Here is a 14,730-nt window from a genome sequence, read left to right as displayed (position 1 = left end):
TAAAAATAGTGGGAGAAGGTGAGTGAATGAGTATTTCCTCTATTGTAAGTAGGCAAAAGGAATATTTTTTAAAAGGGCATATGAGAAGCATCGAAATGCGAAAGAATAATTTGAAGAAGCTTTATGAAGGCATTCAGCATTTTGAAGAAGAAATATTTCAGGCATTGAAATTAGATTTAAATAAGTCAGTTCACGAGTCGTTTACAACGGAAGTTGGATATGTATTAAAAGAAATTTCCTTTCAATTGAAACATATTTCATCGTGGAGTAAACCGAAACGAGTTCGAACAGCACTTACTCATTTTGGATCAAAAGGAAAAGTAGTGCCAGAACCGTATGGTGTGACGCTTATTATTGCACCGTGGAACTATCCTTTTCAATTAGCAATTGCACCACTTGTAGGAGCACTGGCAGCTGGAAATACAATCGTTTTAAAGCCGTCAGAGTTAACACCAAGCGTTTCAAAAGTGCTTAAGAGAATGTTAGATGAATTATTCCCAGAAGAGCTTGTAGCGGTAGTAGAAGGTGGCGTTGAAGAGAGTACATCTTTGCTGAGGGAACCGTTTGATTATATTTTCTTTACTGGTAGTGTTGGCGTTGGAAAAGTTGTAATGGAAGCAGCAGCGAAGCAGTTGACGCCGCTCACTTTAGAACTTGGCGGGAAAAGTCCTTGTATTGTACATAAAGATGCAAAGATAGAGATGACAGCAAGAAGAATTGTTTGGGGTAAGTTTTTAAATGCGGGGCAGACGTGTGTAGCGCCTGATTATATGTATGTGCATTCTTCCGTGAAAGAAAAGCTAATTGAGGCACTGCGACATGAAATTATAGAGCAGTATAGTAAAGAACCTTTGCAAAATGAAAATTATGTGCGTATTGTAAGTGAGCGCCATTTCGAACGATTATGTGGATTTTTACAAGATGGTCAAGTCGTAATTGGTGGAAACTATAAGAAAGATACATTACATATTGAACCGACAGTACTAGCGGATATTACATGGAAAGATACTGTTATGGAAGATGAAATTTTTGGTCCGATTTTACCAATCATAGAGTACGACAACATAGAAGATGTAATTGGCACAATCCAGCAACATCCGAAGCCGTTAGCGTTATATGTATTTTCTGAAGATAAAGAAGTACAAAAGAAAGTGACGAGTAATATTTCATATGGTGGAGGCTGTATTAATGATGTTGTCTATCATCTTGCCACGCCATATTTACCTTTTGGGGGTGTTGGAAGTAGTGGATTAGGGGGTTATCATGGGAAAGAAAGTTTTCGGACTTTTTCACATTATAAAAGCATTTTAGCCCAATCTACAGCATTCGACATGAAAATTCGTTACTCTTCTACAAAAAGTGCTTTAAAATTCATACGAAAGTTGTTAAAATGATGATGGTGTTTATCAGTAGGCGTAGCCGTATGATAATAGCCCCTTCGCAATGGAAGGGGTTTTTCTGTTCGACGTTATGTATCATGCGAAAATGAATCAAACATACTACATAAAGAATAGAAACGAACGCTTGTTAAATAACCATTTTTGTTTGGATCGAAACAAAAAATAGTCTATAGAACATAAATATTTATTCATGAATATAAAAATTTAAAATTTAAGGTAGATAGGACGGGAAAATGAAAAAGATTATTAAAGTTGAAGCAGTTGAAAAACATTTTGGAAATCAAGTGATTATCCCACCTCTTTCTTTAGATATTAAAGAGGGAGAGTTTTTAACAATTTTAGGGCCGAGTGGCTGCGGGAAAACGACTTTACTTCGTATGATCGCAGGATTTGAAACTCCAACTAAAGGGAATCTTTTATTAGATGATGAAAGAATTAACGATTTGCCACCATATAAGCGTCATATGAACCTAGTGTTCCAACATTACGCACTATTCCCACATATGACAGTAGAGAAGAATATTTGTTTTGGTATGAAAATGCAGAAAGTATCAGCAGCAGAGCAGAAAGAGCGTGCTGAAGAGGCAATGCGTTTAACGCAGTTACTTGAGTTCCGTAATCGTAAACCTGCGAAGCTTTCTGGTGGACAACAGCAGCGTGTTGCAATTGCAAGAGCGATTGTAAATAATCCGCGTGTATTACTATTAGATGAGCCACTTGGAGCGCTTGACTTTAAGTTACGAAAAGACTTGCAACGTGAATTGAAAAACTTACAACGTAATTTAGGAATTACGTTCATATACGTAACGCACGATCAAGAAGAAGCAATGAGCATGAGCGATCGTATTGTCGTTATGAATAAAGGACATATCGAACAAATCGGAACGCCGAAAGAAATTTATAATAAGCCGAAAACATTATTCGTTGCGACATTCATCGGTGAAAATAATATTGTGAAGAACGGGGAAGGCTATGTAGCAATTCGCCCTGAAAATGTAAAAGTACGTTCGGTTGAAGAACCAATTTTAAAAGAATACCATCTTGGACATATTGAAGATATTGAGTTTGTCGGAAATATGGAGAAGCTTTATGTACGTGATGAGAAAACATCAGAATTACTAATGGCATATCAAACTGCTGAAGAGGCAGCGCAGTGGAGCATTGGAGATAATGTATATGTAGGCTGGGAGCAAGAGGACGAGGTGACCTTAAATTGAAAAAAGGGAAATTACTCGCACTACCTACAGTCGCGTGGCTGTTAATTTTCTTCCTAATCCCGCTCGTATTCGTATTAGGATTCGCCTTCATGCAGCGCGGAGCTTACGGGACAGTAGAAATGCAATTTACGCTGGAGAATATATCCCGTGTATTTGATCCATTGTACTTAGGAACGTTATGGGAAACTGTTAAGATCGCAGTTATTACAACAGTAATATGTTTATTAATTGGTTATCCGTTTGCGTATACAATTACAATTGTTGACCGCAAATACCGCTCTATTCTTTTATTATTGGCAACGATCCCGTTTTGGATTAACTTTCTTGTTCGTTCATACGCATGGATTGTTATTTTACGTTCACAAGGTCTTGTGAATACGTTGTTATTAAAGCTTGGCATTATTAGTGAACCGTTAAATTTATTATATAATACTCCTTCTGTAATACTCGGAATGGTCTATTCTTTATTACCATTTATGATTTTACCAGTGTATGCAGCAATTGAGCAGCTGGATAAGCGTAAGCTAGAAGCGGCTTATGATTTAGGAGCAACACCAATAAAGGCATTTTGGAATATAACAGTGCCGATGACGATGTCAGGAATTGCGACTGGTTCTATTTTAGTATTCGTTTCTTCTATCGGAATGTTTGTTGTATCAGACGTGATGGGCGGATCGAAAGTAGCATTAATCGGAAACGTTATTCAAAATCAATTCTTAGGTGCACGTGACTGGCCGTTTGGATCTGCGTTATCGATTATCGTTGTTCTATTCTCTGTTCTGTTAATTTACTTATATTATCGTGCAACGAAAGTATATAAATATAATGAGAACGGAGGGGAATAGGCAAAGATGAAGAAGTTTTTAGTTTCTTATTCTTGGTTAATTTTGTTATTCTTGTATTTTCCAATGATGGTTTTAATGGTCTATTCTTTCAACGACTCTCGCATTAATGCGGAGTGGGAAGGTTTTACATTCCATTGGTATACAGATTTATTTCAAAAACAAGATGTTATTGATGCATTTGTAAATAGTATTACGATTGCAGTTATAACAACGATTGTGACAACGGTACTTGGTGTATTCTTTGCAATTGCTTTACATCGTTATAAATATCGTTTCGAAGGGGCTATTAATGGCCTTGTATATTTACCAATTTTAATTCCTGATATTTTAATGGGATTATCTTTACTAATTCTTTTCAGTCAGTTAGGAATGGAACTTGGACAAACAACGATTATTATTGCACATATTACATTTAGTATTTCGTTTGTTGTTGTTATTTTAGCTGCGCGTCTTTCAAGTATGGGACGTGACTTAGAAGAAGCTGCAAATGATCTAGGAGCAACACCTTGGCAAACGTTTCGTTATGTAACGTTCCCAGCAATTGCACCGGGAGTTATTTCGGCAGCATTATTAACATTCACATTATCAATTGATGATTTTGTAATTAGTTTCTTCGTATCAGGACCAGGATCAACAACATTGCCACTATACATTTACAGTATGGTTAAGCGCGGAGTATCACCAGAAATTAATGCTCTTTCTACAATTTTAATTGTTGCTATCGTAGGATTAATGGTTCTATCTGAAATCTTCCGGAACAAAGGTGCAGATGGTGAAGAAAACTCTGGAGGACACCTTCCTTTATAATACGAACGATATAGAAAGTACAAGGGGGTAATAAACCGATGAAATTAATGAAAAGAATAGCTGGCGCAGCAATTAGCTTTAGCCTTGTTGCTGGTGTGCTTGCTGGTTGTGGTGAAAAGAAAGAAGAATTAAATATTTATAGTTGGGCTGACAATTTTGATGAGCAAGTGCTAAAAGATTTTGAAAAGAAGTATAATGTGAAAATTAACTATGACAAGTACGCAAGTAATGAAGAAATGCTTGCGAAATTACAAGCTGGTGGCGCAAAGTATGACTTAATTCAGCCGTCGGATTACATGGTTAAAACAATGGCGAAAATGGACTTATTAGCGCCGTTAGATAAAAAGAATATCCCGAATATCGAAAATATGGTTTCTAATTTTAAAACACCTGCGTTTGATCCAGAGAATAAATATTCTTTAGTGTACACTTGGGGTGTAACAGGGATTGCATACAATAAAAAGTATGTGAAAGAAGCACCTACAAGCTGGGCGGACTTATGGAATGAGAAATATAAAGGACATGTAACGTTACTGAACGATTCTCGTGAAGTATTAGGAGTGGGTCTTAAGAAGCACGGGTTCTCAAACAGTACGAAAGACGATGCACAATTAAAGACAGCAGCAGATGATTTAAAGAAGCTGCTTCCAAACTTATTAGCATTTGATACAGATAACATTAAACAAAAATTCATTACAGAAGATGCTTGGATCGGAACAGTTTGGTCTGGAGATGCAGCATTTATCGCAAAAGATAATAAAGATGTAGAATATGTTGTACCAAAAGAAGGCGGCACAATTTGGGCTGATACGTTAGCAATTCCAAAAGGTGCAAAACATAAAGAGCTTGCTGAGAAATTTATGAACTACTTACTAGATGAAAAAGTAAGTGTGAAAAACTACGAGTCAATTGGTTACAGTAATCCAAATGAAAAAGCTCATCCTCTTCATAGTAAAGAATACCGTGATAATCACATGATTTTCTTAACGAAAGAAGAGTTAGATCGTACAGAATGGCTTGTTGATGTAGACGATAAGTTAAAAGACTATGATCGTTACTGGACAGAGCTAAAAACAAAAGGTAAATAAGCAAGGAAATGCGGTTTCTAAAGTAGAAATCGCATTTTTTCATAGTAGGAGGAAATCGTTTGAAGAAGAAGTTACATCAGTATGAGGTAATGTGTATCGGTTTGTTATTTGCTGTATTTGGTATTGTTGCTTGGCGCGTACATGCAGGTGGCGTTACAGTGATGGATACATATGTCCGTGGATTAGTAAGAGGGCTACAAACGGAAAGTTCTCTTACATTTTTCTCGTACTTTACAAAATTGGGATCAGCAATTGGGATAGTCGCTACGCTCGTTATAAGTTTGCTTGTTTTTTGGAAGAAGCGTTATTATGCTGCGATGATTGTATATCCAATGGGAATTTTAATAACACATCTTGTGAATAAAGGGATAAAAGAGATTGTAAAGAGAGAACGTCCGTCATTAAATGAAGCGCTAGATGCACTTGGGTATAGTTTTCCTAGTGGACATGCAATGTTATCGATTATGACATTTGGATTTCTTACTTATATCATTGCTGCTAATTTGAAAAGCGTAGCTGGGAAATGTGTCACAACGATTTTGATGGGTATAGTAATTCTATCGATTGGATTAAGTAGAGTCATTTTAAATGTACATTACCCAACTGATATTTTAGCTGGTTACTGCGTAGGTGGTATTTTGTTAATTATCGCGATTTACTACCATCGTTTACTTACTGAGAGATTAGGGCTTAATAAAGAGAGATAGAAAAACGTCTGGAAAAACTATTATTATAGTTTTTCCAGACGTTTTTTGTTTATATCAAGATGTGATACAGTATAAGTGACAATTGAATTATGTAAAGTAGGTGAAAATGTGTGAAGACAAATGTACATAAAGTTGATAAGTGGGGGAAGTTAGGAGCCTTTTTGTATCAGTTTCGTTATACAGTAATTGTAGCGTTACTGTTGCTCGCAATCGCACTTGGGATTTTTGCTCCAAAGCTACCGGGAGTATTAGGTGGTGACGGTTTCCAAACGGAAGGCGACTATCAAAAAACGAAAGAAATTTTAGATAAAGATTTTAAGAAGTCTCAAGATACGCTGCTGCTCGTTTTTGAGAAAAATAAAGATGCTTCGCATGAGGAATTTAAAAAGCGAATAAATGAAATTGTAAAGAATGTTCAAGAGAAAGAGAACTATGAATCTTTCCATCACCCAATCCAAAATAAAGAAATGCTACAAGATGACATCGGCTATGCGACAATTTTATTTTCCGGGAAAACAAATAAGGAACGAATGGAAAAGACATTACAATTTGCTGATGAGATTGAGAAAGAAAGTAATATAGCATTAAAAGTAACACCTACAGGGTTTCCGAAAATTAATAAAGAGATTAATGAAAGAACGCAAAATGATTTAAAAGTAGCAGAGATGATTGGATTACCAATTGCGTTTCTTGTATTACTATTTTCGTTTGGTAGTCTTTTGGCATCAATTTTACCGATTTTGAATGGGGCGCTTAGTGTTATTAGTACGATGGGTATATTGTATTTCATCGGTGTTGATAAAGAACTATCTATTTTCGTGTTAAATGTTGCACCGATGATTGGACTTGCATTATCTATTGATTTTGCGCTATTATTTGTGAACCGTTTTCGAGAGGAAGTTGCTAAACGAACGGTAAAAGAAGCGATAGCAATTACATATCAAACGGCAGGACGTGCGATTGTATTTTCAGGATTATGCGTATTTGTTGGGTTATCCGGTTTGTTTTTCTTTAAGATAGATTATATTCAATCTGTCGCGATTAGCGGAATGATTGTTGTCATTATGAGTATTTTATTCTCACTCACACTTCTTCCAGCACTATTATCGTTAATCGGTAAAAGAATATTAAAAAAGAATCAAGTAGCACATACGCCGGCAAAAGCATGGCGTAAATTTGCACAATTTGTGATGAAACATCCAATTGCAATGATTATTGTTGTTACAACATTTATTGTTATTTGCTTATTACCGTTACGTACAGCTAATTTGCAGTTCCCTGGTGTTGAAGCTTTACCTGAAAAGAGTGATACAAGGATTGCATATGAAAAGTATGAAGAAGCATTTAATGAAACTGTCAAAACACACGCTGATGTTACATTAGTTGTAGAGACGAAAAAAGATATGAAAGAAAAAGAAAGTCTACAAAAGATAGAAGAAGTCGTTCAAAAGTTAAAAGATGATAAGAAAGTACATGAAGTAAGAAGTTTATACGACGGGTTAACTGGAATGAAAGCAGATCAAGTTGTTGGAATGTTGCAGTCGCCAGAATCAGCGAAACTAACTCCTGTATTTGAAGCATACACGCAAGGGAATAAGACGACGATAGAAATCTTTTTGAAAACAAAACCACGTACAGAGACTGCAAAACAGTGGGTACGTGACTTTAAAAAGAACTATAAAGAAACGGATGTTACGTATTATCTAGGCGGAATGACGACGTTTCAACAAGAATTAGAAGATGAAATTAAAGATAAAGTTGTAATTGGTATGTCTGTTATATTTGGATCGACCTTTGTTATATTATTATTTGCATTCCGATCTATACTCATTCCAATTAAGGCAATTGTTATGAATATACTTAGTTTAAGTGCAACCATTGGAATTGTTGTTTGGTTATTTGAAGGTGGTCATTTCGGTTTAGAAGCAAGTCCGGTTCTGTTTGTCTTACCAATCTTCATTTTTGGCCTCGTATTTGGGCTTAGTATGGATTATGAAGTATTTCTTATTTCACGTATTCATGAGCTCTATGAAGAAACAGGAGATAACGATCAAGCAACGTTAGAAGGGCTCGTTTCAACAAGTAGAATTATTACATCAGCTGCTTTAATAATGATTGTTGTAACTGGTGCATTCGCATTTACTGATATTTTACCAGTAAAGCAGATGGGTCTTGGCGTTGCATTAGCAATATTTCTTGATGCAACAATTATTCGTCTTATGCTCGTACCAAGCTTAATGAAGTTATTTGGAGACTGGAACTGGTGGTTACCATTTCGAAAAAAAAGAGAAAAAGCATCATAAAAAATGCTCATCAATATGATGAGCATTTTTTATGAATAGCAAAGCCTACATTTTGCAAATAGTATGTGATAAGAACATTACATAATAAGTAGGTGAAGGCAATGTTTCGTTATTTTAAGTTTAAGTTAAATGATACAGTACAGTTTGCCGAGAACGATGGGCATATGTATCGCATTGTCGGTTATCGGTTAGAAAAAGGGTTTTATCCAAAAGATGAATGGACTCATATCATTTATGAACTACTTAGAGAATTTGACGGGTATACGATGGATGCAGAAGAGGAAGAACTTGTAAAGGTCGTTCAAGTAGAGGATGAGTATTACAAAATACAAGAAGTATCAGGTTATCGCTATCCAGTAAAAATGAAACAAAAACAACAAGTGATGAAAATAGAAAAGATGGACGATTTATTAGATGCTTACAATGATTATAAAAGGTTGGCGGATTTCTTTAAAGATTTATCGTATGAACAAAAAGCTGAAGAAGTATTGTTAGAAATGAAAAGACTTAGAGCTTGAGGGGCAGTCTATTATAAGACTGTCCTCTATTTTTGACGGTGCATCAAAGTGTGTTTTCCGTTACAATGAGAGAATCAATAGAAATAAGGTGATAAACAGTATGGAAACAAACAAAAAGGGTGAATGGTGTGAAATTACCGTTCCAGCTAAATGGAATGGTATAAGTATTGAATCGGTATTAAAAGTAGAATGGGAAATACCGAAAAAGCTATTACATCAGCTTCGTATGGAAAAAGGTGTTACGGTTAACGGGGAACAAAGAAGATGGAATGAGCTTTTAAAAGAGAACGATAAGTTACAAGTCCATATGTTTGCTGAGGAAGAGTACGGTGTAGATCCAGAATATGGTGAATTACATGTAGTATACGAAGATGATCACGTACTTATCGTAAATAAACCAGAGCAAATGGACACGCACCCTGCTGAAAAAGGTGGAACCGGGACGCTTGCAAATCTTGTTGCTTTTCATTTTCAAATGCAAGGTTTAGAGACGAAGGTGCGTCATATTCATCGTTTAGATAAAGATACGACAGGTGGTGTCGTGTTTGCTAAGCATAGAATTGCTGGTTCAATTATGGATCGCTTATTAATGGAAAGAAAAATTAAAAGAACGTACGCAGCGCTCGTTGAAGGGAAAGTAAAGAAGAAAAAAGGAAAGATTGATGCTGCTATCGGAAGGGATCGCCATCATGCTACAAGGCGTCGTATTTCTCCAAAAGGTGACCAAGCTATCACATATTATAAAGTAGAAAAGTATTTTAAGAAGCAAAACACGACTTTCGTAACGTTACAATTAGAAACGGGTAGAACACATCAAATTCGTGTTCATATGAGTCATAATGGTAATCCATTAGTTGGGGATGTATTATATGGTGGACAAACAAAATATATGTCCAGTCAAGCATTGCATGCGATGAAGATAAATTTCTTGCATCCAATTACGAAAGAAGCGATTGAAGTTGATGTGCCGTTTCCTACAAAGTTAAATAATAAAATAAAAGAATTTCAAAAAGAAAATGCGTAAAGTATAAGTTTTAACTTGAAAAAAGTAGATTTTTGCAGGGATTTCTCTAAAAGAAGCGAAGCCGTTAAGAGAAAAGAGAGGTGAGAATCACTTGATTAAATATAAGTATGTACTGGGAATATTTTTCGCTTGTCTTTTACTTACTCTATTTCTCTATCCCTATTTACCAAATCGTATGGCAGTACATTGGAATGTAAATGGTCAGCCAAACGAGTTTATGAGTAAACAAGTCGTTGTAGCATTTATTCCCTGTTTTATTATTTTTTCATATGGATTTTTGTATATTATTTCACATAATATATTTAAGTTTAATGAAAGAGAGCATGGTATTATAGGCGGATTTATAAAGAAAATTACGTTATTTATGTTGTTTATTCATACGCTTATCCTCTTTATTAATTTTGGGGATTTGATATCCTTTCAAACAGGATTAACGATTGGGATTAGTATGTTTCTTTTTATGCTGAGTAAAGAATTTAAGAAAATAAAAGGCAAAGAAAAAGAAAAAGATCCAATTAAATTACAAAAAATTTGTTTAGTGAGTAGACGGATTTTTCAAGTGATGGCATGTGGCATATTGTTTTCATTGTTTTTGAACTTAGAGTGGGGATTTTATGTATTGCTTAGTGTAGTAAGCTGTGGATCTATGTTGTTTATGTTATATATTTTCTATTCATACATAATAGAAAGCTATGAAACTTAAAAAAGAGTCTTCTCATTATGAGAAGACTCTTTTAATCTATTTACTTCGTAATAAATTGTTGTGTCCAGTAGTTGCCGCTTTCTACATAACCAACACCGATGTGAGTGAAGCCGTTATTTAAGATGTTTGCACGGTGTCCAGCGCTGTTCATCCAAGCTTGTACTACTTCTTCAGGTGTACGTTGACCTTGAGCGATGTTTTCACCTGCAGATGTATAAGAAATACCAAATTTCTTCATCATGTCAAACGGAGACCCGTATGTAGGGCTGTTATGATCAAAGTAGTTGTTTTTTTGCATATCTTCAGACTTAATACGTGCTACTTTGCTTAATTCAGTATCGATTTTTAGTGCTGGTAAGCCTTGTTTTGCACGCTCAGCGTTTGTTAATTCAACAACACGTTGTTCAAACTCGCTTAAAGATTTTGCTTCTTCAGCAGGCTTTTGCTCAGCTGGTTTTTGCTCAGCTGGTTTTTGAGTATTGTTGTTTTCAGCAGGCTTTTGAGCTTCTGGTTTTTGAACTTCTTCAGCAGGCTTTTGCTCGGCAGGTTTTTGCTCAACTGGCTTTTGAGTTTCTGGCTTAGCTGTTGGTTGCTCAGTTACAACATTTTCAGTAGGTTGTTGACCAGGAATGAAGCAGTTTGGTTGGAAGTTTCCTTGTTGCCATTGTGCTAATGATTCAACTCCCATAGATTGTAAGAATGCTTGTAATTCTTGTTGGCTCATTTGTTTCATCATTACTTTTGAATGCTGAATATTTTGAACCTTTACGTTAGATGGTTGTACTGTTGCAGCTTGTGCATCTAGAGAAGATACTCCTAAAGTAAGAGCTGTTGCAGCAGCTACAGATAATAAAACACGCTTTTTCATGATGTGTGTCCCCCTATATAAAGTTTTAATTTGTTTTCACACGATTTGTTTTTGACAGCCTGTCTGACTGACAAATTCATCGTAGCATACAATTTGCGAGAAAAAAGATGGAAAAAAATTCATAGACTTTAAAATTACCTAATTTATCCTAAGAGAAGAAGGGGGTAAAAATAAGAGAAATATAGAGTATAAAAGGAATTTATAGTGTTTTTATACTTGGTTTTAAGAGGGGATTTTTGGATAAAGTTACCTAAATAGAAAATGAAGAATCCTATTGTATCAATGGTTTGAACGATTTTTCGAGGAATATAATGGATTGATTTTTACAAAACTGTAATGTTTCTGTTGTTCTTTTTTATAATAAAGTAACATATTTTTAATGTTGTAGCAGACAAAAAAGCGGCTATCTCTTTACATAGACGAAGGAGATAGCCGTTTTCCTATTATTACGTATGTTACGAGTTATTACGAGTTAGTTTCAATTGCTTCTAATAATAAATCCACAATGTGAATTCCTCTCATTTTATGAGAAAGCCCTTCTCGCTCAATGCCCAATTTCATTTGTAATAAACAACCTGGATTTGCAGTAACAATGGTTGCTGCTTCTGTTTCATGCACACGGTCCATTTTGTAATCTAGAAATTCCATTGATAACTCTGAATGAACAATATTGTAAATACCAGCAGAGCCACAGCAGCGGTCGGCATCTTTCATTTCTCGATATGTTGCACCTTGGATAGCCTCTAGTAACATACGAGGTTCAGAAGATGTGCGCATAACATTGCGTAAATGACAAGAGTCTTGATACGTAATAACCTGCGGCGTGAGTCGTAAGTCAGTTCGCTTATGGAAGTCTAGTTCTACTAGTATAGCAGTAATATCTTTAATTTTAGAAACAAACTGCTTAGCACGTTCAGCCCAATCCGGATCATCCTTTAAAAGATAATCATAGTCTACAAGATAAGCCCCGCAACCACCTGCATTCGTAATAATATAGTCGATGTTTAAATTTTCGAATGCTTTTATATTTCGCTTTGCTAATTCTTTTGCTCCACTCTTTTCACCAGCATGTCCATGCAATGCACCGCAGCAACTTTGTGTTTTCGGAATAACGATATCACAACCAGCTAATTGAAGAAGTTTCATCGTTGCATTATTTGTTTCTAAAAACATCGTATCCATTAAGCAGCCTGTAAAGAATGCAACTTGTTTTTTCTTTGTACTTTCTGCAGGTAAAAATGAAGGACGATCTTTCATCGCTTTCATTTTAGGGACTTTTGGTAAAACGAGATCCATCGTTGCAAGGGTTTCAGGGAATAACTTCATAATCCCTGTTTTATGTGTTAGCGTTTGTAAACCAGAACGTTGATAAAATCCGATTAGTCCAGTTAATGTTCTCATTCGATTTTGATGGGGGAATAATCCTTCAAAAACGACTTTTCGAACAGCTTTCACTGGCACTGAGAATTTTTTATTTTGATTAATAATATCACGAGTTTCTTCTAATAAATGTCCATAATTTACACCAGATGGACAAACAGGCTCACAAGCACGGCAACCAAGACAAACGTTTAATGTCTTTTCAACATCTTCATCTGGTTCGATTAAACCATCAACGACTGCTTTCATTAATGCAATACGTCCGCGCGGTGAATGTGACTCTTTATATCCGGATTGAATGTAGGTAGGACAAGTAGGTAAACAAAAACCGCATCGCATACAGTTTAGTAATTCATCTTCACTTAATCGTTCTTTAAATTCTTTTTGAATATTTTCTTTATTTAATGTGGTCATCGCTCAACCACCACTCTTTTTCGAGTGTCTTTCGCGAACATTTTTCCAGGATTCATAATGTTATTTGGATCGAAAGCTTGCTTTATTCCTTGCATAGCTGCAATACCTTCTTTACCTAATTTCATTTCTAAATATGGAGCTTTCATTGCACCAACACCATGTTCACCAGTAATTGTGCCACCAAGTTCAATTGCTTTCGCAAATATTTCAGCAAAAGCTTGCTCAGCTCGGTGCATCTCTTCTGCATTACGAGCGTCTGTCATACAAGTTGGATGTAAATTACCATCACCAGCATGTCCAAACGTACAAATAGGAATATTATATTTTTTTGCAATGGCATTAATAGCTTCAACCATCGGAGCGATTTGTGAACGTGGTACAGTCGCATCTTCTAATATTGTAGTAGGTTTTAATCGTGCGAGCGCTGATAGAGCACTACGGCGAGCGGTACGAAGCGCATCTGCTTCTGTTTCACCTTTTGCAACGCGAACATCAACCGCATTCATAGAGTGACAAACGTTAGCCATTTTTTCAATATCTCGATTGACTACTTCGGGCGGACCGTCTTGTTCGATTAATAAAATTGCTTTTACATCTGTAGGTAAACCGATTTGTGCAAACGCTTCTACTACTTCAATTGTCGGTTGGTCTAAAAACTCCAGTGTTGCTGGAATGATTTTATTTGCAATAATAGAAGAAACAGCACGTGCAGCTTCATTAATATCTTCATATAGTGCAAGCATTGTTTTCTTTGTTTCAGGCATAGGAACAAGTTTTAATATAGCTTCTGTTACCACGCCAAGTGTTCCTTCAGAACCGATAAATAAACGAGTTAAATCGTAACCAGCTACATCTTTTGCTAATTTACCACCAGTGCGAATAATATCGCCATTTGGTAAGACAAGTTCAAGCCCCATTACATAATCACGTGTTACGCCATATTTCAAACCGCGTAATCCACCTGAGTTTTCATTAATATTACCGCCGATTGTAGAAATTTTCATCGAGCTTGGATCTGGTGGATAAAATAAACCTTTTTCTTCTACCGCTTTAATAATATCAAGTGTAATGACACCAGCTTGTACAGTAATTGTTAAGTTTTCTTCATCAATTTCTAAAATATTGTTCATATGGCGGAAAATAAGGACGATACCGCCTTCAAGTGGACATGTTCCTGCGCAAAGGTTTGTTCCAGACCCGCGCACATACACAGGGATTTTGTGAGTGTTACATACTTTTAACACTTCAGCTACTTCATTTGTATTACGAGGAGCAATGACTGCATCAGGCATTGCTTGGAAGTTTGGAGTGGCATCATAACTATAAGTTAAACGCCCCATATTGGATGTATCTACATTATCTTCGCCAACAATAGATACGAATGAATGAATAATTTGTTTGTCTAACATTGGAAATCCCCCTCAAACTGTTAACGTGTTTAGTTATAATAAACAAC

The 14,730-nt window shown here is 35.8% G+C and carries 13 protein-coding genes; 10 read left to right on the top strand and 3 right to left on the bottom strand.

The window, feature by feature from the left end:
* Nucleotides 1-26 precede the first annotated feature (26 nt).
* The 10 genes from HMAS_RS17730 to HMAS_RS17685 all read left to right on the top strand — a co-directional run bounded on the left by HMAS_RS17730 (nucleotide 27) and on the right by HMAS_RS17685 (nucleotide 10,612).
* Nucleotides 27-1,394 carry an aldehyde dehydrogenase gene (locus HMAS_RS17730; RefSeq protein WP_116344944.1) on the top strand — a complete coding sequence of 456 codons (1,368 nt, stop codon included), beginning with the start codon at nucleotides 27-29 and terminating at the stop codon, nucleotides 1,392-1,394.
* A 239-nt stretch (nucleotides 1,395-1,633) separates the two neighbouring features.
* On the top strand, nucleotides 1,634-2,617 hold the full coding sequence (gene potA, locus HMAS_RS17725) for a spermidine/putrescine ABC transporter ATP-binding protein PotA (RefSeq protein ID WP_000720333.1): 984 nt from the start codon (nucleotides 1,634-1,636) through the stop codon (nucleotides 2,615-2,617).
* The gene (potB, locus tag HMAS_RS17720; RefSeq protein ID WP_000715500.1) at nucleotides 2,614-3,462 is read left to right on the top strand and encodes a spermidine/putrescine ABC transporter permease PotB; all 849 of its coding nucleotides are present in this window, start codon (nucleotides 2,614-2,616) and stop codon (nucleotides 3,460-3,462) included. The genes potA and potB overlap by 4 nt, the downstream gene beginning before the upstream one ends.
* Nucleotides 3,463-3,468: 6 nt before the next feature.
* Nucleotides 3,469-4,269 (top strand): spermidine/putrescine ABC transporter permease PotC, encoded by an 801-nt coding sequence (gene potC, locus HMAS_RS17715; protein WP_000714192.1) that lies wholly within the window; start codon nucleotides 3,469-3,471, stop codon nucleotides 4,267-4,269.
* 38 nt (nucleotides 4,270-4,307) lie between these two features.
* Nucleotides 4,308-5,357, top strand: coding sequence for a spermidine/putrescine ABC transporter substrate-binding protein PotD (gene potD / locus HMAS_RS17710; protein ID WP_000772485.1), 1,050 nt, complete (start codon nucleotides 4,308-4,310; stop codon nucleotides 5,355-5,357).
* A 59-nt stretch (nucleotides 5,358-5,416) separates the two neighbouring features.
* Entirely contained in the window at nucleotides 5,417-6,064 is a 648-nt protein-coding gene (locus tag HMAS_RS17705) for a phosphatase PAP2 family protein (protein ID WP_000727792.1), read from the top strand.
* 110 nt (nucleotides 6,065-6,174) lie between these two features.
* Complete coding sequence (locus HMAS_RS17700; protein ID WP_000856409.1) at nucleotides 6,175-8,367, top strand: MMPL family transporter; 2,193 nt, start codon at nucleotides 6,175-6,177, stop codon at nucleotides 8,365-8,367.
* A 101-nt stretch (nucleotides 8,368-8,468) separates the two neighbouring features.
* Complete coding sequence (locus tag HMAS_RS17695; protein WP_000490301.1) at nucleotides 8,469-8,885, top strand: hypothetical protein; 417 nt, start codon at nucleotides 8,469-8,471, stop codon at nucleotides 8,883-8,885.
* Nucleotides 8,886-8,985: 100 nt separating this feature from the next.
* The gene (locus HMAS_RS17690) at nucleotides 8,986-9,909 is read left to right on the top strand and encodes an RluA family pseudouridine synthase (protein WP_088867695.1); all 924 of its coding nucleotides are present in this window, start codon (nucleotides 8,986-8,988) and stop codon (nucleotides 9,907-9,909) included.
* Between the two features lie 91 nt (nucleotides 9,910-10,000).
* A complete protein-coding gene (locus HMAS_RS17685; protein ID WP_000599003.1) occupies nucleotides 10,001-10,612 on the top strand; it encodes a DUF1648 domain-containing protein in 612 nt (203 codons plus the stop codon).
* Nucleotides 10,613-10,652: 40 nt separating this feature from the next.
* On the opposite strand, the gene HMAS_RS17680 is transcribed toward HMAS_RS17685, so the two are convergent.
* The 3 genes from HMAS_RS17680 to glcD form a co-directional block, all read right to left on the bottom strand.
* A complete protein-coding gene (locus HMAS_RS17680; RefSeq protein WP_000747596.1) occupies nucleotides 10,653-11,480 on the bottom strand; it encodes a CAP domain-containing protein in 828 nt (275 codons plus the stop codon).
* A gap of 465 nt (nucleotides 11,481-11,945) precedes the next feature.
* Complete coding sequence (locus tag HMAS_RS17675; protein ID WP_116344943.1) at nucleotides 11,946-13,274, bottom strand: (Fe-S)-binding protein; 1,329 nt, start codon at nucleotides 13,272-13,274, stop codon at nucleotides 11,946-11,948.
* Nucleotides 13,271-14,683: a glycolate oxidase subunit GlcD gene (glcD, locus tag HMAS_RS17670; protein ID WP_061113680.1), complete on the bottom strand. Its 1,413-nt coding sequence runs from the start codon at nucleotides 14,681-14,683 to the stop codon at nucleotides 13,271-13,273. Before glcD ends, HMAS_RS17675 begins: the two co-directional genes overlap by 4 nt.
* Between the last annotated feature and the right edge of the window lie 47 nt (nucleotides 14,684-14,730).

The sequence above is a fragment of the Bacillus sp. HMA207 genome (assembly GCF_003402455.1).
GTDB lineage: Bacteria > Bacillota > Bacilli > Bacillales > Bacillaceae_G > Bacillus_A > Bacillus_A cereus.
This window is presented reverse-complemented; position numbering and strand designations above follow the sequence as displayed.

Excerpts from the sequence above, each read along its gene's own strand:
- HMAS_RS17730 (WP_116344944.1), top strand. The coding sequence starts at position 27 with ATGAGTATTTCCTCTATTGTAAGTAGGCAAAAGGAATATTTTTTAAAA.
- potA (WP_000720333.1), top strand. The coding sequence starts at position 1,634 with ATGAAAAAGATTATTAAAGTTGAAGCAGTTGAAAAACATTTTGGAAAT.
- potC (WP_000714192.1), top strand. The coding sequence starts at position 3,469 with ATGAAGAAGTTTTTAGTTTCTTATTCTTGGTTAATTTTGTTATTCTTG.
- potD (WP_000772485.1), top strand. The coding sequence starts at position 4,308 with ATGAAATTAATGAAAAGAATAGCTGGCGCAGCAATTAGCTTTAGCCTT.
- HMAS_RS17695 (WP_000490301.1), top strand. The coding sequence starts at position 8,469 with ATGTTTCGTTATTTTAAGTTTAAGTTAAATGATACAGTACAGTTTGCC.
- HMAS_RS17690 (WP_088867695.1), top strand. The coding sequence starts at position 8,986 with ATGGAAACAAACAAAAAGGGTGAATGGTGTGAAATTACCGTTCCAGCT.
- HMAS_RS17680 (WP_000747596.1), bottom strand. The coding sequence starts at position 11,480 with ATGAAAAAGCGTGTTTTATTATCTGTAGCTGCTGCAACAGCTCTTACT.
- HMAS_RS17675 (WP_116344943.1), bottom strand. The coding sequence starts at position 13,274 with ATGACCACATTAAATAAAGAAAATATTCAAAAAGAATTTAAAGAACGA.
- glcD (WP_061113680.1), bottom strand. The coding sequence starts at position 14,683 with ATGTTAGACAAACAAATTATTCATTCATTCGTATCTATTGTTGGCGAA.